Source organism: Enterobacter cloacae complex sp. SHL022, from assembly GCF_049237785.1.
GTDB lineage: Bacteria > Pseudomonadota > Gammaproteobacteria > Enterobacterales > Enterobacteriaceae > Enterobacter > Enterobacter hormaechei_C.
The window spans coordinates 494,134-510,536 of record NZ_JBMKJH010000003.1 but is presented as its reverse complement, the minus strand read 5'-3'; the positions used below and the strand labels follow the sequence as shown (position 1 = coordinate 510,536).

At 55.3% G+C, this 16,403-nt stretch carries 17 protein-coding genes and 1 tRNA gene; 6 read left to right on the top strand and 12 right to left on the bottom strand.

The features are described from left to right. Positions 1–97: 97 nt before the first annotated feature. Together ACOTZD_RS09310 and ACOTZD_RS09305 are read right to left on the bottom strand one after the other, a co-directional pair. Positions 98–715, bottom strand: a complete 618-nt coding sequence (locus tag ACOTZD_RS09310; RefSeq protein WP_174402183.1) for a DUF2238 domain-containing protein — start codon at positions 713–715, stop codon at positions 98–100. A 113-nt stretch (positions 716–828) separates the two neighbouring features. Continuing rightward, positions 829–904: transfer RNA gene (locus ACOTZD_RS09305), tRNA-Phe, on the bottom strand. Between the two features lie 169 nt (positions 905–1,073). Here ACOTZD_RS09305 and ACOTZD_RS09300 point away from each other — a divergent pair. Continuing rightward, on the top strand, positions 1,074–1,919 hold the full coding sequence (locus ACOTZD_RS09300) for an AraC family transcriptional regulator (RefSeq protein ID WP_003855901.1): 846 nt from the start codon (positions 1,074–1,076) through the stop codon (positions 1,917–1,919). Between the two features lie 37 nt (positions 1,920–1,956). Further along, on the top strand, positions 1,957–2,547 hold the full coding sequence (locus ACOTZD_RS09295) for a LysE family translocator (RefSeq protein WP_003855903.1): 591 nt from the start codon (positions 1,957–1,959) through the stop codon (positions 2,545–2,547). Here ACOTZD_RS09295 and ACOTZD_RS09290 read toward each other — a convergent pair. The 5 genes from ACOTZD_RS09290 to aspA form a co-directional block, all read right to left on the bottom strand. Next, on the bottom strand, positions 2,544–3,119 hold the full coding sequence (locus ACOTZD_RS09290) for a transcriptional regulator (protein WP_017383972.1): 576 nt from the start codon (positions 3,117–3,119) through the stop codon (positions 2,544–2,546). The two genes, ACOTZD_RS09295 and ACOTZD_RS09290, sit on opposite strands and share 4 nt — an antisense overlap. A 49-nt stretch (positions 3,120–3,168) precedes the next feature. Then, entirely contained in the window at positions 3,169–4,878 is a 1,710-nt protein-coding gene (locus tag ACOTZD_RS09285; RefSeq protein WP_063159213.1) for a protein-disulfide reductase DsbD, read from the bottom strand. After that, positions 4,854–5,177, bottom strand: a complete 324-nt coding sequence (cutA, locus tag ACOTZD_RS09280; RefSeq protein ID WP_003855908.1) for a divalent cation tolerance protein CutA — start codon at positions 5,175–5,177, stop codon at positions 4,854–4,856. The genes ACOTZD_RS09285 and cutA overlap by 25 nt, the downstream gene beginning before the upstream one ends. 113 nt (positions 5,178–5,290) lie before the next feature. Next, a complete protein-coding gene (locus ACOTZD_RS09275; protein WP_003855921.1) occupies positions 5,291–6,592 on the bottom strand; it encodes an anaerobic C4-dicarboxylate transporter in 1,302 nt (433 codons plus the stop codon). 116 nt (positions 6,593–6,708) lie between these two features. Further along, complete coding sequence (gene aspA / locus ACOTZD_RS09270) at positions 6,709–8,145, bottom strand: aspartate ammonia-lyase (RefSeq protein WP_003855923.1); 1,437 nt, start codon at positions 8,143–8,145, stop codon at positions 6,709–6,711. A gap of 335 nt (positions 8,146–8,480) precedes the next feature. On the opposite strand from aspA, the gene ACOTZD_RS09265 reads away from it, so the two are divergent. Next, positions 8,481–8,945 carry an FxsA family protein gene (locus tag ACOTZD_RS09265; RefSeq protein ID WP_003855925.1) on the top strand — a complete coding sequence of 155 codons (465 nt, stop codon included), beginning with the start codon at positions 8,481–8,483 and terminating at the stop codon, positions 8,943–8,945. A 23-nt stretch (positions 8,946–8,968) separates the two neighbouring features. On the opposite strand, the gene yjeH is transcribed toward ACOTZD_RS09265, so the two are convergent. Then, positions 8,969–10,216 carry an L-methionine/branched-chain amino acid transporter gene (yjeH, locus tag ACOTZD_RS09260; protein WP_003855927.1) on the bottom strand — a complete coding sequence of 416 codons (1,248 nt, stop codon included), beginning with the start codon at positions 10,214–10,216 and terminating at the stop codon, positions 8,969–8,971. 178 nt (positions 10,217–10,394) lie between these two features. Here yjeH and ACOTZD_RS09255 point away from each other — a divergent pair, with 178 nt between their 5' ends. Together ACOTZD_RS09255 and groL are read left to right on the top strand one after the other, a co-directional pair. Then, positions 10,395–10,688 carry a co-chaperone GroES gene (locus tag ACOTZD_RS09255; RefSeq protein WP_003855929.1) on the top strand — a complete coding sequence of 98 codons (294 nt, stop codon included), beginning with the start codon at positions 10,395–10,397 and terminating at the stop codon, positions 10,686–10,688. A gap of 40 nt (positions 10,689–10,728) precedes the next feature. Beyond that, positions 10,729–12,375: a chaperonin GroEL gene (groL, locus tag ACOTZD_RS09250; protein ID WP_003855930.1), complete on the top strand. Its 1,647-nt coding sequence runs from the start codon at positions 10,729–10,731 to the stop codon at positions 12,373–12,375. A 65-nt stretch (positions 12,376–12,440) separates the two neighbouring features. Here the strand turns inward: groL and iadA are convergent, their stop codons facing one another. Genes iadA through ACOTZD_RS09235 form a run of 3 tightly spaced genes read right to left on the bottom strand, consistent with a single transcriptional unit; the run spans position 12,441 to position 14,720 of the window. Further along, entirely contained in the window at positions 12,441–13,604 is a 1,164-nt protein-coding gene (iadA, locus tag ACOTZD_RS09245) for a beta-aspartyl-peptidase (RefSeq protein ID WP_045331816.1), read from the bottom strand. A 10-nt stretch (positions 13,605–13,614) separates the two neighbouring features. After that, positions 13,615–14,076: a YjiG family protein gene (locus tag ACOTZD_RS09240; RefSeq protein ID WP_023315248.1), complete on the bottom strand. Its 462-nt coding sequence runs from the start codon at positions 14,074–14,076 to the stop codon at positions 13,615–13,617. After that, complete coding sequence (locus tag ACOTZD_RS09235; protein WP_174402184.1) at positions 14,073–14,720, bottom strand: nucleoside recognition domain-containing protein; 648 nt, start codon at positions 14,718–14,720, stop codon at positions 14,073–14,075. The genes ACOTZD_RS09240 and ACOTZD_RS09235 overlap by 4 nt, the downstream gene beginning before the upstream one ends. Positions 14,721–14,953: 233 nt before the next feature. Here ACOTZD_RS09235 and ACOTZD_RS09230 point away from each other — a divergent pair, with 233 nt between their 5' ends. Then, complete coding sequence (locus tag ACOTZD_RS09230) at positions 14,954–15,307, top strand: DUF4156 domain-containing protein (RefSeq protein ID WP_003855938.1); 354 nt, start codon at positions 14,954–14,956, stop codon at positions 15,305–15,307. Between the two features lie 65 nt (positions 15,308–15,372). On the opposite strand, the gene epmB is transcribed toward ACOTZD_RS09230, so the two are convergent. After that, positions 15,373–16,401, bottom strand: a complete 1,029-nt coding sequence (gene epmB, locus ACOTZD_RS09225) for an EF-P beta-lysylation protein EpmB (protein ID WP_003855939.1) — start codon at positions 16,399–16,401, stop codon at positions 15,373–15,375. Positions 16,402–16,403 lie beyond the last annotated feature (2 nt).

Here is a 16,403-nt window from a genome sequence, read left to right as displayed (position 1 = left end):
GCATCAAACAAGTGAAGAGGCCATCCGCAAGGATGGCCTTTTTGCGTTTGTTTGCTGAAAAACGGCAGGCCGTAAGGCGAAGCCGCCATCCGGCAACTCAGAGCGCACTATCCACATTCAAACGACGCAATTGCCGCTGATGGAAACGCCCAAGGATCAGCACCGTCGTTAACGCACCAAGCAGCGCGCAAAACATATCAGACTGGGTATCCCATGGATCGCCCTGCGTCCCCAGAAAATCATCCGCACCCTGTCCCATCGCCAAAGCAGCCCACCACTCAATGAGTTCATAGGTGGCGCTAATGGCCAGAGCAACACAGCACACCAGAAACCCCGTCATCTTATGTCCACGAACATACCCACCGCGCAGCAGAATTTCTCGCGCTGCCAGTGCGGGAACCAGCCCCTGGAAGAAGTGACCGAGCTTGTCATACGGATTTCGGCTAAGCCCGAGCATCTCCTGAACCTCAAAACCAACCGGAACCTTTGCGTAGGTGTACATTCCACCAACCATCAGAATGATGGCGTGGAAGAAAACCAGAGTATAGAGAAGGGGAGTCAAAGGGTATCGCCGGTGTGTGGCAAGCAGAAGTGGGATGATAATGACGGGCGTCACCTCCATCAACCAGGTGACGCGATCGCTCGTGAACAGGCCGGTATAAAACAGGATCATCAGCAGGAGCAGTGACCCGGCTTTTAAAGCAGATAAGGTCATATCATTTTCATTGTCAGGAAAAAAAATCACTATTACCTGACAGAAGGGAAAATTCAATGCGTAGCGGGGACAGAAAAGCAAAAACCCAGCCATAGGCTGGGTTCTTTAAATAGTGGTGCCCGGACTCGGAATCGAACCAAGGACACGGGGATTTTCAATCCCCTGCTCTACCGACTGAGCTATCCGGGCAACGGAGCGCATTAAACCGCAATCGCGCGCGATCGTCAACATTATTTCGGGAAAAGCTGTTCAACTGCTTAAGTTTGCGGCAATCTGTCCGTTTGTGCCCTGGAATTGCACTAATCTTCCAGACAGTTCAGGCAAGATGTGACGATGCTGACGGTAAGAGGAGGGCAGTATGGCAAACGACTGGCTTGAGCTGCGTCAGCATGCAGAAACAGGTATTGAGACAATTAAGGCGCATTTCGAAGGACATGCCTTTGATCCCCACTGGCATGATAGCTATCTGGTCGGAATAACCCTTTCCGGTACGCAGCAGTTCCACTGTCGCCGTGAACGCCACCGTAGCCAGCCGGGCGATGCTTTTTTACTTGAGCCCGGGGAGATCCATGACGGTGATGCGCCGGTAGAGGGCGGCTTTACTTATCTGACCTTTTATCTGGATGAACACTGGCTCACCCATACGCTTCAAGGCCTGTATGACTCTACTCCCGGGAGTTACACTCTCCACTTTGCCCAAACGCTGACGCGAGAGCCTCAGTTGGTGCGCGCTATCGGTGATACATTTGCCTCGTTGCATAACGATGAGATGAAGATCGTCCAACAGAGCACAATGGATAACCTGCTCTCTCAGATAACTACCCACTGCCACTGGCGTAAGAAACTCCCGTCGCAATTACAAAGCTCCGCTGTGGCGCATCGTGCCCGCGACTATCTCTATGCGCATATCGGCGAGAACGTGGGGCTATCAGACCTTGCCCGCGAGACGGGTACGGATCGCTTTACCCTCACCCGCTGTTTTAAACGCGAATTTCACCTGGCACCGCACGCCTGGCTTATCCAGCTGCGACTGGCAAAGGCCCGACAGATGCTGGCGTGTGGGGAACTGCCTGTTGATGTTGCGACGGCAGTGGGTTTTGCCGATCAAAGCCATCTTGGTCGCTGGTTCCAGCGTGCATACCGTATTTCTCCGGCACACTACCGCCGGTTGTGCACAAACCTTCCAGACGTTTCCAGAAAATAACGGCACATTCGTGGCTCTAATAAAAAAGGAGTCACCTGTGAATTTATTACCCTTCCTGCTGTTTGCATTTGTCGCCTCGATTACACCGGGGCCAACCAACATTCTGGTACTGGCTAACAGTCAGCACTTTGGCGTAAAAAATACGGTTCCTGCGATCCTGGGCGGGTGTATTGCCGCCAGCGCTATTGTTCTGGTTTCAGGCGCTGGGGCAGGAGAAGTGTTACGCCAGTATCCATTGATACGTCAGGTAATGAGCTGGGCGGGTGTGCTGTGGCTTTCCTGGATGAGCTGGCAGCTGTTTAGCGCCCCGGCCGCGAATCTCTCCTCCAGAAGTCACGTCCGATTTACCGCGCGGGCGGCGGCGTTACTACAGGTTGTAAACCCAAAAACATGGATGATGGCGCTGGCAGTTGTCAGCCTGTTTGCTCCGGCAAGCGACCATGCATTACGGGATATTACGCTGATGGCGCTATGGTTTCTGGCGATCTCCGTGGTCTGTTTGTTGTGCTGGGCGTGGCTGGGGAAGGCGGTGAACCGGATTTTCCGCACCACCGTGGCGATGGTGCGATTTCAGCGCGCGATGGCGCTGTGTTTGTTTATTTCCGCCTGGATGGGAATGCTGGCTTAGGTCAGTGCACCACCCATACGACACTGCGCGAACCGCAAAATATCTTCCGCCAGACGGTGCGCCGTATCCACATCCGCCTGGCTACGGTTCACCAGCATGCGGCTCAGGCAACCTTCCAGCACCAGCTCCATCTGCTTCGCGACCATTGCCGGATCATCCACTTCAAGTGTGGTCAGCAGCTCATGTGTGAACTCGTGCGCGGCTCGTTTTTGCTGATCTGCCAGTTGATGGATGGGGTGCCCAGGATCCGGATAGTAGGTGCAGGCGGCGATAAACAGACAACCTGGGTAACGGTTGTTGGTAACACACTCCGTCAGTGCGGTATAGCGCGCCAGCAGCTTTTGCTCGGTGGTCAGTTCTTCATTCAGCATCAGCTGCCTGCGCCAGATATCCACCTGCTGGCTGAGATAGCGCAGGGCATCGTACAGCAGCGCCTCTTTATCCGGCCAGAAGCGCTTAAGTTCATCCAGAGGGTAATCGATACGGTCGGCGACCATCTCAAGCGTGGTGCTGGCGATCCCTTGAATCTCAAGCAATTGCAGGGCTTGTCCCAGTACGTCTTCGCGTTGCACGGTTATCTCCTCCGCTATTCCCAACGGTTTGTCCCGTCTAAAGTGTTGTTTACGGTTGGCGATTGCGCAAATGCGCGTTGAATGCCGTCGCGTCCATAAACCCGGTTACACGCTGCGTCGGCTGTTCTTCCCCCTGTTCATTGAAGAACAGGATGGTAGGCAACCCGAGCACGTTAAGTTGCTTCAGCAGAGCCTTATCCTGCGTGCTGTTGGCGGTAACGTTCGCCTGGAGCAGAACGGTATCGCTCAGCGCATGTTGTACCTGCGGATCGCTGAAGGTGTATTTTTCAAACTCTTTGCAGGCCACGCACCAGTCGGCATAGAGATCGAGCAAGACCGGTTTGCCTTTCGCCTGCGCCAGGGCGTGGTTAAGGTCATCCACGTTTTTAATCTGTATAAAATTCAGATGAGCCTGTGTTTGACCTGCCGGGGTGCCAAACGCCCAGTCCTGTAGCGGACGGACGCTCACCAGCGCGGCCGCCAGCAGAAGGATCTGTAGCAGGCGCATCCACGGTTTCTTCGCCCCCAGACTCACGATAAACGCCCAGCTGAAGAAGGCCACGCCGAGCATCGCCCAAAGACGTGTACCCCATACATCACCGATGATGCGCTCCAGCAGAAATACCGGCAGCGCCAGAATGACAAAACCAAACGCGGTTTTCACCGTCTCCATCCACGGGCCGCTTTTCGGCAGCAGACGATTGCCAAACACCGTCACCAGGATCAGCGGCAGGCCCATGCCGAGCGCGTAGAGGTACAGCGTGCCGCCGCCGAGCCACAGGTTGCCGCTCTGAGCAATGTATAACAGGATGGCGCTCAACGGCGCAGTGGTGCAGGGGGAGCAAATCAGCCCGGCGATGGCACCCATGGCGAACACGCCGCCCGCAGAGCCACCCTGCTGACGGTTGCTCATCAGCGTCAGACGGGTTTGCAGGGAAGAGGGCAGTTGCAGGGTGAACAGGCCAAACATCGACAGCGCCAGCAGAATAAACACCGCTGACAGTCCGATAAGCACATAAGGATGCTGAAGGGCGGCCTGGAACTGCAACCCGGCAGCGGCGACCACTAGGCCGAGCGCCGTATAGGTTAACGCCATGCCCTGTACATAGATAAAGGCCAGCAACAGCGCACGGGCGGTGGAAAGGCGTTGTTTACCGCCCAGCACGATGCCAGAGATAAGCGGGTACATAGGCAGTACGCAGGGCGTAAAGGCGATGCCGATACCAATCAATAACGCCCAAAGTGCTGAGAACGGAAGGTCTGAAGTGGCTTCGCCTGCGCCTTCACCCTTCATCCTGGCCCTCTCCCCTGATGGGAGAGGGGAGGCAGCGCCTTTCACTTCGCTAAGCGGAACGACCTTTGTTTCAGGTGGGTAACAGAATCCGGCGTCTGCGCAGCCCTGATAGGTGACCGTTAATGTGGCACCTTTATCGGCATGGTTCACCGTGACGGGCACGCTTAAGCGCTGGCGATAAATTTCACTCTTACCGTAGAACTCGTCCTCGTGCCACACGCCAGCGGGCATCTGCAATGCGCCGACGTTCGCCTTTGTCGGCGTGATGCTGACCTGCTTGCGATAGAGGTAGTAACCCTCTTTCATCTGCCAGGTGAGACGGAGATCGTGCTGGTTTTGCTGAAAGTCGAAAACGAATGCCTGGTCGGCAGGAATAAAGTTCGAACGGCCGGGTGCGTCAAACAACCCGGCAAAAACTGACGTGCTGCACAGCAGCAGGATCAGCGTAATGAAGCGTTGAGCCATGAGAGATAATCGTTATCGCCGTGGACCACTGGCAGCACCAGCAGCTCCGGGGTTTGGTATGGATGATGAGACTTGAGGCAGTCGAGGAGCGCCTGCTGGTTTGTCAGGTTGGTTTTGAGCAACATCTGGACTTCGTACTCTTGCTCCAGCTTGCCTTCCCAGTAATAAAGGGAGGTGGCGCCGGGAAGAAGCGTGACACAGGCAGCCAGTTTTTCGGCCAGCACTTTGGCGGCCAGATCCTGGGCAGAAGCTTCATCAGGGGCGGTGCACAGTACAACAACAGCATCAGGCGTGTTCACAAGTCGACCTCCTCATCACGAAAGTCTTCACTATATCACGCAAGGCGGTTGGTCATTAATGAAACGGGCCGCAGAGCGGCCCGTTTTTAACTATTTTTACAACGGCTAATCGTTTACAGCACAATGCCGCCGATGATAAAGCCGAGGATCACGCAGAGCGTAATCGCCACCACGCCCGGGATGAGGAACGCGTGGTTAAACACGTACTTACCAATACGGGTTGAGCCGGTGTCATCCATCTCAACTGCGGCCAGCAGGGTTGGGTAGGTTGGCAGCACGAACAGGGCGGAAACCGCTGCAAAAGAGGCAATCGCCGTCAGCGGCGTCACGCCCAGCATCAGTGCCGCAGGCATCAGCGCTTTGGTGGTCGCAGCCTGGGAGTACAGCAGCGTCGCGGCAAAGAACAGCACTACTGCCAGCAGCCACGGATAGTTGTGCAGCAGGTCGCCTGCAACGGTCTGGATATCGCTGATGTGCGCTTTCACAAAGGTATCACCGAGCCACGCCACGCCCAGCACGCACACGCAGGCGCTCATACCGGATTTGAAGGTGCTGGCGTTCAGCACTTCGCTGGTGTCGATTTTACAGGTGATGCTGATCAGCGTCGCGATGGTCAGCATAAACACCACAATGGCTTCGTTACGCGGCAGAACCGGGTTCTGGATCAAACCTACCGTGTCGCTGATGGCGGTCGCGTAGAACATCACGGCGACGATACCAATCAGAAACAGCAGCACGGAGCGTTTTGCATGCGGCTTCAGCTCGAAGACCTGGCTACCGCGCAGGCTCACTTCACCTTTTGCCAGACGCTCCTGGTAAACCGGATCGTCTTTCAGCTCGGCACCGAGGAAGTTACACAGCACGGCAGTGATCATTACCGCAATCAACGTGACCGGAATACAGATTGCCAGCAGCGTCAGGTAACTTACGCCCATTGGCTCAAGGATGCCCGCGAAGAAGACCACCGCCGCGGAAATAGGCGAGGCGGTAATCGCAATCTGGGAGGCGACCACGGCAATAGAAAGAGGGCGAGACGGGCGAATACCCTGCTCTTTCGCCACTTCGGTGATGACCGGCAGCGTGGAGAAGGCAGTATGGCCAGTACCGGCGAGAATGGTCATAAACCAGGTCACCAGCGGGGCAAGGAAGGTGATGTATTTCGGATGGCGACGCAGCATACGCTCCGCCAGGCTCACCAGGTAGTCCATACCGCCAGCGACCTGCATGGCCGCGATAGCAGCAATAACCGCCATGATGATTTCGATAACGTCAAAAGGGATTGCGCCGGGTTTAATCTGAAAGATCAGGGTAAGAACAAGCACTCCGAGACCGCCAGCAAAACCGATGCCGATTCCCCCGAGTCGTGCGCCCAAATAAATCGCCAACAGGACGATGACGAGTTCTGCTCCAAACATAAAGACCTGCCTTGCTCATTAACAAGTTGATATTGAATTGTTGTGTTTTGGTAACGCCCATAAAGAAAAAAGGCACGTCACAAGTGACGTGCCTTTCGGAAGCTTAGCCTGAACGGTTACTGTTCGCTTTCATCGGTATATCGTTTCGCTTTATATGCCGGGTGCATCAGGTTCTGGGCGGAGAAGATATCGTCCAGTTCGGCTTCGGTCAACAATCCTCGCTCGAGAACCACCTCACGTACGCTCTTACCGGTTTCGGCACAAATCTTCCCGACGATATCGCCGTTGTGGTGGCCGATGAAGGGGTTGAGGTAGGTGACGATGCCGATGGAGTTATAGACGTAGCCTTCACACACTTCTTTATTCGCGGTGATGCCGTTAATGCATTTTTCCAGCAGGTTGTAGCAGGCGTTGGTCAGAATATGGATAGATTCAAACATCGCCTGGCCAATCACCGGCTCCATCACGTTCAGCTGGAGCTGACCGGCTTCGGAGGCCATGGTGACGGTCGTATCGTTACCAATAACCTTGAAGCAAACCTGGTTCACCACTTCTGGCACCACCGGGTTCACTTTAGCTGGCATGATGGATGAACCCGCCTGCAACTCTGGCAGGTTGATTTCATTCAGGCCAGCGCGCGGACCGGAGGAGAGCAGGCGTAGGTCGTTACAGATTTTGGACAGTTTCACCGCCAGACGTTTCAGGGCGCTGTGCACCATCACATAGGCGCCGCAGTCTGAGGTAGCTTCAATCAGGTCTTCCGCAGGCACAACCGGCAGGTTGGACACTTCAGCCAGCTTCTGTACCGCCAGTTGCTGATAGCCATCTGGCGTGTTCAGGCGTGTACCGATGGCGGTTGCGCCCAGGTTCACTTCCAGCAGCAGTTCGGACGTACGCAGCAGGTTTTTCGTCTCTTCGTTCAGCAGCACGTTAAACGCGTGGAATTCCTGTCCGAGGGTCATTGGCACCGCGTCCTGCAACTGGGTACGGCCCATTTTCAGGATGTCCTGGAACTCAACGGCTTTACGCTGGAAGCCATCGCCCAGCTGATTAATCGCGTCGACCAGTTTGACGACAGAGGCATACACCGCGATGCGAAAGCCGGTTGGGTAGGCGTCGTTGGTGGATTGACATTTGTTAACGTGGTCGTTCGGGTTCAGGTACTGGTATTCACCTTTCTGATGACCCATCAGCTCCAGGCCGATGTTTGCCAGCACTTCGTTGGTGTTCATGTTGACAGAGGTGCCCGCGCCGCCCTGATAGACGTCGACCGGGAACTGATCCATGCATTTGCCGTTGTTCAGCACTTCATCGCACGCGGCGATAATCGCATTTGCAGCGCTTTTAGGAATGGTTTGCAGCTCTTTGTTCGCCAGAGCCGCGGCTTTTTTTACCATCACCATGCCACGCACAAATTCAGGGATGTCGCTGATTTTGCTGTTGCTGATGTAGAAGTTTTCAATCGCTCTCAGAGTGTGAACACCATAGTAGGCATCCGCTGGAACTTCCCTGGTACCCAACAAATCTTCTTCGATACGAATGTTGTTTAACATGTGAACCTTCTTTTCAAGCTGCCGATGGATTGTACTAAACACACAGTATATATGTGGTTTTGAATATTTTATGACCGACGATTATTCCCTCAATCGGCCAGATGTTCGAGATCATATGCTGATGATAGCGAATTGCCGTAAGCTGGATCACTTATTATCGACCCGATTTCATGATAATTATTAATCTGTGAAATATGTCACCGCTTTAATATTTCCAGAAAAAATATCCGTGCAAACCGATTGAAATTTGGCTAACCGTCGCCATCTCTTATCTACGCGCTTCGCGAACACATTCAGTCAGGGGCCAGAAGGCACCTGCCATACAGGAGATGCCAGTGCGCTGGATACCATTTATTGCTTTCTTTCTTTATGTTTACATTGAAATTTCGATTTTCATCCAGGTTGCCCATGTGCTGGGCGTCCTGCTGACGCTGATTCTGGTGATCTTCACCTCCGTCATCGGCATGTCGCTGGTGCGCAATCAGGGTTTCAAAAATTTCCTGTTAATGCAGCAGAAGATGGCCGCAGGCGAAAGCCCGGCCGCCGAGATGATCAAAAGCGTGTCGCTGATTATTGCTGGTTTGCTGCTGATCCTGCCGGGCTTCTTTACAGACTTCCTCGGCCTGCTGTTGCTGTTGCCTCCGGTGCAGAAGCACCTGACCATGAAGCTGCTACCGCATCTGCGTTTCAGCCGTATGCCAGGCGGTGGTTTCAGCACCGGCCCGGGGGATACCTTTGAAGGGGAATACCAGCGTAAGGATGAGCAGCGCGACCGGTTAGATCATAAAGACGATCGGTGAGTTTCTGGCCCGGTGGCGCTCGCTCACCGGGCCTGCGGAGCTTGCCGCTTCGGTAAAAACACCCACAGCCCCGCCAGCATGACGATGGCGTACACACTCTTCCATCCCACCATCGCCAGCAGCATCAGGCACAGGACACACCCGACAGCCGCCAGCGCCTTAAAGCGTCCTTTCAGTAGCCGACAGCCCGCCAGCATGCACAGCAGGTAGATCATGATGAAAATACCGTTGGCGTAGACAATCAGCGCGTCAAGGTTGATGTCGAGGAGATAAATGGCCAGGGAACTCACCACGCAGCAGCCCAGTACGGTATTCAGCGCATTCACCGGAAGCTGACGCTTTGACAGGCGTGAGAGGGGGCTATCCGGTTTATAAAGTGCCTGAGACCACACCAGCCGGGCGAAGCTCTGAATATAAATGTTGAGGCTGGCAAAGCAGGCGAGATAGCCAATCACGCAGGCTACCCACAGGGCTTTAACACCAAACAGCTGCACCACGATGCCCGGCAGCGACGCGGCGGCGGCTTTCTCTTCACTGAACGCGTTGAAGTGCAGCACCAGTACGGTACAGGCCCAGTACACGGTGCCCGCCAGCAGCAGGCCAATCATCAGAGCGCGGGGAAAGTCACGCTCGGGCTGTTTAAACTCGGATGCCAGATGAGCGAACGCCTCCAGACCGACGAAACACCAGAACATGACGGATAGTGCAGCGAAAAGCTGTGCGTGGTCGATGTCGTTAATCGCGGGGAAAGGGATATCCGCCACCGTAATGTCACCCGCAAACCAGATGGCGACGATCAGCGCGACAATTAACACGGCGACCAGCGTTTGCAGATTGGCGCTGGAACTGGCCCCTCGCGAGCCAACCCACCAGACAATCGCCAGCGTACCGATTTCAGCCAGCAGCAGTTGTTCATCGTGCCAGCCAAACAGCGCCTGTCCGAAGCCGGTTGCGATATGCAGGGCTGCCGGAAGGCCAACGGGTATCACCGACAAAAATAGCCAGCCGGTGACACGCTCCATCCGCGGCCCAAACGCCATGCCGACAAAATGCGCTACGCCGCCTGCGCTCGGGAAGTGCCGCCCGAGTATGGCAAAGACAATCGCCACCGGAAACACCAGCACGATCAGCACCGGCCATGCCCAAAGACTGTTATTGCCGGCAACCAACGCCGCCAGCGCGGGAACCGCAAATACCCCCGTGCCTAATAAAGACGTTGAGAGTAAGCCAATGCCCTGCGCCAGCCCCAACTCCTGCCTGAGTCCACTCATTTACCTCGTCCCGCCACCATCAAAAGAGAGTGGATGGTAACACTTTCGCAAATTTTTTTTCGATTACCCCTTGAAGGGGTAAAAAGCTATCCCCATCTCTCAGGGCACTAGCCGGAAAACCGCATGCGGGCCGGCGTCATCCATAACTGATAATGACTTTCTCAAAGGAGAGCTATCAATGAGTATTCGTCCGTTACATGATCGTGTGATCGTCAAACGTAAAGAAGTTGAAACCAAGTCTGCTGGCGGCATCGTTCTGACCGGTTCAGCAGCAGCAAAATCAACGCGTGGCGAAATCATCGCTGTCGGTAAGGGCCGCATCCTGGAAAACGGAACTGTGCAGCCACTGGACGTTAAAGTTGGTGACATCGTCATTTTCAACGATGGCTACGGCGTGAAATCCGAGAAGATCGACAATGAAGAAGTGTTGATCATGTCCGAGAGCGACATTCTGGCAATTGTTGAAGCGTAATTAACGCACGAAAACTGTACGAATTTGAGGAAATAAGAACATGGCAGCTAAAGACGTAAAATTCGGTAACGACGCTCGTGTAAAAATGCTCCGCGGCGTAAACGTACTGGCAGACGCAGTGAAAGTCACTCTCGGCCCGAAAGGCCGTAACGTAGTGCTGGACAAATCCTTCGGCGCGCCAACCATCACCAAAGATGGTGTTTCTGTTGCACGTGAAATCGAGCTGGAAGACAAGTTCGAAAACATGGGCGCACAGATGGTGAAAGAAGTTGCCTCTAAAGCGAACGACGCTGCCGGTGACGGTACCACCACCGCGACCGTACTGGCGCAGGCGATCATCACCGAAGGCCTGAAAGCCGTTGCTGCGGGCATGAACCCAATGGATCTGAAACGTGGTATCGACAAAGCCGTCGCTTCCGCTGTTGAAGAACTGAAAGCGCTGTCCGTACCGTGCTCTGACTCTAAAGCCATTGCTCAGGTTGGTACTATCTCCGCTAACTCCGACGAAACCGTAGGTAAACTGATCGCTGAAGCGATGGATAAAGTCGGTAAAGAAGGCGTGATCACCGTTGAAGACGGTACTGGTCTGGAAGACGAACTGGACGTGGTTGAAGGTATGCAGTTCGACCGCGGTTACCTGTCCCCATACTTCATCAACAAGCCAGAAACTGGCGCTGTTGAGCTGGAAAGCCCGTTCATCCTGCTGGCTGACAAGAAAATCTCCAACATCCGCGAAATGCTGCCAGTGCTGGAAGCCGTTGCGAAAGCAGGCAAGCCGCTGGTAATCATTGCTGAAGACGTTGAAGGCGAAGCGCTGGCGACCCTGGTGGTTAACACCATGCGTGGCATCGTGAAAGTGGCAGCGGTTAAAGCACCTGGCTTCGGCGATCGTCGTAAGGCGATGCTCCAGGATATCGCTACCCTGACCGGCGGTACCGTGATCTCCGAAGAGATCGGTATGGAGCTGGAAAAAGCGACTCTGGAAGACCTGGGCCAGGCGAAACGCGTTGTGATCAACAAAGACACCACCACCATCATCGACGGTGTGGGTGAAGAAGCCGCTATTCAGGGCCGTGTTGGTCAGATCCGTAAGCAGATCGAAGAAGCAACTTCCGATTACGACCGTGAAAAACTCCAGGAGCGCGTAGCGAAACTGGCAGGTGGCGTAGCGGTAATCAAAGTCGGTGCGGCTACCGAAGTTGAAATGAAAGAGAAGAAAGCACGCGTTGACGACGCCCTGCACGCGACCCGTGCTGCGGTAGAAGAAGGCGTGGTTGCTGGTGGTGGTGTCGCGCTGGTGCGTGTAGCCGCTAAACTGGCTGGCCTGACTGCTCAGAACGAAGACCAGAACGTGGGTATCAAAGTTGCGCTGCGCGCAATGGAAGCTCCGCTGCGTCAGATCGTGTCCAACGCCGGTGAAGAGCCGTCTGTGGTTGCGAACAAGGTGAAAGCGGGTGAAGGTAACTACGGTTACAACGCGGCAACTGAAGAATACGGCAACATGATCGACTTCGGTATCCTGGATCCAACTAAAGTGACCCGTTCTGCTCTGCAATACGCGGCATCTGTAGCTGGCCTGATGATCACGACCGAGTGCATGGTGACCGACCTGCCTAAAGGCGACGCGCCTGACTTAGGTGCTGCTGGTGGTATGGGCGGCATGGGTGGCATGGGCGGCATGATGTAATCATGCTGTTCTGAACCTCTCAGAACGAGCCCCGGGCAGCAATGCCCGGGGTTTTTTATTATCTTCTACTCAAACGTGCCTTTCACGCACACCACGCCTTCACGCACCATCTGGCGGCCTTTCGCCCAGACCTCACGGAGCTTCAGGTCATCCGTCAGCACCAGGAAATCGGCATCGCATCCGGGCGCGATCCGCCCTTTATGCTCCAGACCGAGAAACTCCGCCACGTTACGCGTAAATGGCAGAAGTGCCTCCTCCAGAGGCAGGTGATACCGGCCGACCAGCTGCTGTAGCGTATCAAGCAGGGACTCAAAACCCGCCACGCCAATGCCAACAAGATTACCGTTTGCGTCAAAATTCGGCTGGCTGCCGTTGCCATCCGAGCTGAGCGTGAGCCGGTTAAACGGCACCTGCGCGTCACGGGCCGTCGCGATGGCGGTAGCGGCATCAATGGGCTCACTGATGCTGGTGGTGATGTCGATGTACCCCCCTTCGCGGGCATAGTCCAGTGCGGCGTGGAACAGTGCCTGGGCGCGGTTGACGTGGGTTGGCAGCAGCTTCGTGCGAGGCACGTCGGCGTTATTCAGGATGTTAAGCAGTGGCTCCAGCAGTTTAGGGCTGTTGCCGAGGTGAAATACGGATATCCCCGCTTTGGCGCCCAGCAGCCCGCCGACGCGTGACTGGGCGGCCATATTCGCGAGCTGGTCATCTGCCGGTGCGGAAGAGCGATGGTCAGAAATCGCGCATTTCACGCCAATGATTTTATCAATTAGCGCCACATCCTTTTCGATACTGCCAGTGATCGTCGGAGAAGGCAGGCCATACGCGCCTGTCAGCATCCATGCGCTGATCCCTTCATGCTCAAGTGCCCGCGTTTTCGCCAGCAGCGACTCGGGATGGCGGGTCACGCCGTCGGTGCCCAGCAGGCCTACAACGGAGGTGATGCCAGCCGCCACCAGCGCAGACAATCGTACCTCTGGCGTCCGGGTGTGGGGACCGGCTTCACCGCCGCCGCCAATCAGGTGTACATGCTGATCGATAAACCCCGGGCAAACCACCGCTCCGGCGAGATCGCTTTCAGGACAGTCTGGCCTCATTGTGGCGTGGCCCGCTTTTTCGACTGCGACGATTTTTCCTCCGGCAATCAGCAGATCGCAATGCCCAAGATCCTCGGGAGCGTAAAGCTGCGCATTGCGGAAAAGGTGCGGTTCCAGCACTGAAAAATCCATTTTTATCTCCTCAGAAGAGTAGTTGCATCACCCACATTGAGAGCAGGGCGTTAATGACGCAGACAGCGATGATGTGCGGATAATACTTCGGGTTGACGCCTGCGGTGCCAAGGCAACGACCCGTGTTTTGCACCGGATTACCCATCAGATAGATGGCGGGCAGCAGGATGGTGGCATCGTGACCGTTGAGCGTGCCGGCAGCGACCAGACTGGCGCAGACCCCCACACCGCCCCCCATGCTCATCACCGAGGCCAGAAGAACCGTTGCCGCCGCACCCGGAAGTCCCCACAGAGCCATGATGGGCTCGCATACCCTGCCGACAATATCCAGCAGGCCGGTTACCTTGAGCGCCTGAATGATAACAAACGCCATGACCACGTTCGGCAGCAGGCTGGTGGTGGCGATGGTAAAGCCGCGGCGGGCGCCATCGATAAACAAGTCCATGATATTTTTACGCGACCGGGCGATCATTTTTCCTCCTGAGCGCAGCGAACTTCCATGTGGGCGATCCACAGTCGCAGAAAGTTCGCGCCAACAAATTTGAACACCAGAATGACGGCAAGCGGCGTGATTACGGGGACGGTAATAAAGGTAAAGAGTGCGGCGCCGGAAGAAAAATAGTTGGTAATAATGGCGCTACCGCTGGTCTGGAAGGTGGCGAAAATGGCGCGCTCATGGTCAGTAATTGCCCCTTCTTTGGTCAACTCTTTGGTCATCCCTGCGGCAGCATCAGTATTTTGCAGGTTGGCGATAAGCGCCAGAGAGCAAATGCCCGGCACGCCGAGCAGCGGGCGCAGAATGGGCGTCATAAGCTGTTGTGCGGCGCGCAGCCCGCCCAGCCCCTCGGTAACGGCAATGATCCCGAGCGATAAAATGACCGAGGGCGCCAGTTCAAGGGCAAACAAAAAACCATCTTTCGCTCCCGTGCCGCCCTCGCCGCGAAACGTCAGCGCACCGTTCACCGGTCCAAAGCTGCCGTTCAGGACGGTAAAATCCAGCACGCGCCACCATTCGGTACTTTTGGCGAAAAAACCTGAGAAAAATACGATGGTGAGCACGAACGCCAGATAGCCCACCCAGGTTACTTTTTCCTCTCCTGAGGATGATGCACTCATGAAACCCCCTTTTTTGAGTCGCGTACAAAAGTTGTACGTCGCATCACTAAAAACGATCGGGGGCTAAAACACGATATCCCAAAGGTTATTATCAGAATTCATTTAAGATGTCGGAGGAGTGCCAGCGGAATCTGGCTCGCAGAAATGCTCAGCATTTTTCTTTTGGTCATCTTTTTAGTATAAGGTTTACACGCGGACAACTACTGTCCAGCTTATTGAAAACGAGGAATAACATGCGCATAAAAGTCTGTGCAGGGATTGTAGGTGCAGCATTGCTGCTGGCGGGTTGTAGCACCAGCAATGAGCTGACGGCAGCGGGCCAGAGCGTTCGCTTTGTGGAAGATAAGCCGGGCAGCGAATGCCAGCTGTTAGGCACCGCCACTGGCGAGCAAAGCAACTGGATGTCGGGGCAGCACGGCGAAGAGGGCGGCTCTATGCGCGGTGCGGCCAATGCCCTGCGTAATCAGGCTGCGGCAATGGGCGGCAACGTGATTTACGGGGTAAGCAGCCCGACGCAGGGGATGCTGTCCAGCTTTGTGCCAACCGCCAGCCAGATGAACGGCCAGGTCTATAAGTGCCCGAACTGATATAACCGTTTGATGGCGCTGCCGCTTTATCTCCAGGGCAGGTAAGCGTAGCGCCACCTGCCTTTTTACTGCTGACGCAGCTGCAAATCCAGCGGCGTCTTACTCGGCTCTCCGCCAATCTCACGTGCCAGCTTCGGCACCATATAACCTGAAACCAGCGTTAACAGCTCGCGCATAATCTTCCGGGCCTCTTCATCTGTCACCATGAAGTGCGCCGCGCCCTGGACGCGATCCAGAACATGCAGGTAATAGGGCATAACGCCCGCATCAAATAAGGCATTGCTGAGATCGGCCAGCACGCGGGCGCTGTCGTTCACGCCGCGCAGTAATACGCTCTGGTTGAGCAGCGTCACGCCTGCCTTTCGCATACGCGCCATCGCCGCACGAAAGTCCGCGTCAATTTCATTCGCGTGGTTGATATGATTCACCAGCAGCACCTGCAAACGGGACTGCTCCAGGCGCGTGACCAGGGCGTCGGTGATACGCGCCGGGATGACGATCGGTAAACGGCTGTGAATGCGCAGACGCTTAATGTGCGGGATGGTCTCAAGCTGAGTCAGCAGCCAGTCCAGCTCATGATCTTTTGCCATCAGCGGGTCGCCGCCGGAAAAGATGATTTCATCCAGTTCCGGGTGCGCCGTGATGTAGTCCAGCGCCACCTGCCAGTTGCGCTTATTGCCCTGGTTTTCGGCGTACGGGAAGTGGCGACGGAAGCAATAGCGGCAATTTACCGCGCAACCGCCCTTAACCAGCAGCAGGGCACGATTGCGGTATTTATGCAGCAAACCCGGTACGACACTGTTCTGCTCTTGCAGCGGATCGGTGCTGTAGCCGGGGGCGGTAATAAACTCATCCTGAGAGGTAAGCGTTTGTTTTAATAACGGATCATCAGGATTACCCTTTTCCATTCGGGCAACAAACGCGCGGGGAACGCGCAGGGCGAAAAGGCGTTTCGCCTCACGACCTGCACGCAACGCTTCGTGCTGTTCGAGGTCTAAAAGACGCAGCAATTCATCAGGACTGGTGATTACATCGGCAAGTTGCGATAACCAATCTTCTCTGGACGGGGTGTTTAGGGTTACAATATGCGCCATTT

Bases quoted from the DNA above. Each gene is read 5' to 3' on its own strand.
- ACOTZD_RS09310 (WP_174402183.1), bottom strand. From the start codon at position 715: ATGACCTTATCTGCTTTAAAAGCCGGGTCACTGCTCCTGCTGATGATC.
- ACOTZD_RS09300 (WP_003855901.1), top strand. From the start codon at position 1,074: ATGGCAAACGACTGGCTTGAGCTGCGTCAGCATGCAGAAACAGGTATT.
- ACOTZD_RS09285 (WP_063159213.1), bottom strand. From the start codon at position 4,878: ATGGCTCAACGCTTCATTACGCTGATCCTGCTGCTGTGCAGCACGTCA.
- ACOTZD_RS09275 (WP_003855921.1), bottom strand. From the start codon at position 6,592: ATGTTTGGAGCAGAACTCGTCATCGTCCTGTTGGCGATTTATTTGGGC.
- aspA (WP_003855923.1), bottom strand. From the start codon at position 8,145: ATGTTAAACAACATTCGTATCGAAGAAGATTTGTTGGGTACCAGGGAA.
- yjeH (WP_003855927.1), bottom strand. From the start codon at position 10,216: ATGAGTGGACTCAGGCAGGAGTTGGGGCTGGCGCAGGGCATTGGCTTA.
- ACOTZD_RS09255 (WP_003855929.1), top strand. From the start codon at position 10,395: ATGAGTATTCGTCCGTTACATGATCGTGTGATCGTCAAACGTAAAGAA.
- groL (WP_003855930.1), top strand. From the start codon at position 10,729: ATGGCAGCTAAAGACGTAAAATTCGGTAACGACGCTCGTGTAAAAATG.
- iadA (WP_045331816.1), bottom strand. From the start codon at position 13,604: ATGGATTTTTCAGTGCTGGAACCGCACCTTTTCCGCAATGCGCAGCTT.
- ACOTZD_RS09240 (WP_023315248.1), bottom strand. From the start codon at position 14,076: ATGATCGCCCGGTCGCGTAAAAATATCATGGACTTGTTTATCGATGGC.
- ACOTZD_RS09235 (WP_174402184.1), bottom strand. From the start codon at position 14,720: ATGAGTGCATCATCCTCAGGAGAGGAAAAAGTAACCTGGGTGGGCTAT.
- ACOTZD_RS09230 (WP_003855938.1), top strand. From the start codon at position 14,954: ATGCGCATAAAAGTCTGTGCAGGGATTGTAGGTGCAGCATTGCTGCTG.
- epmB (WP_003855939.1), bottom strand. From the start codon at position 16,401: ATGGCGCATATTGTAACCCTAAACACCCCGTCCAGAGAAGATTGGTTA.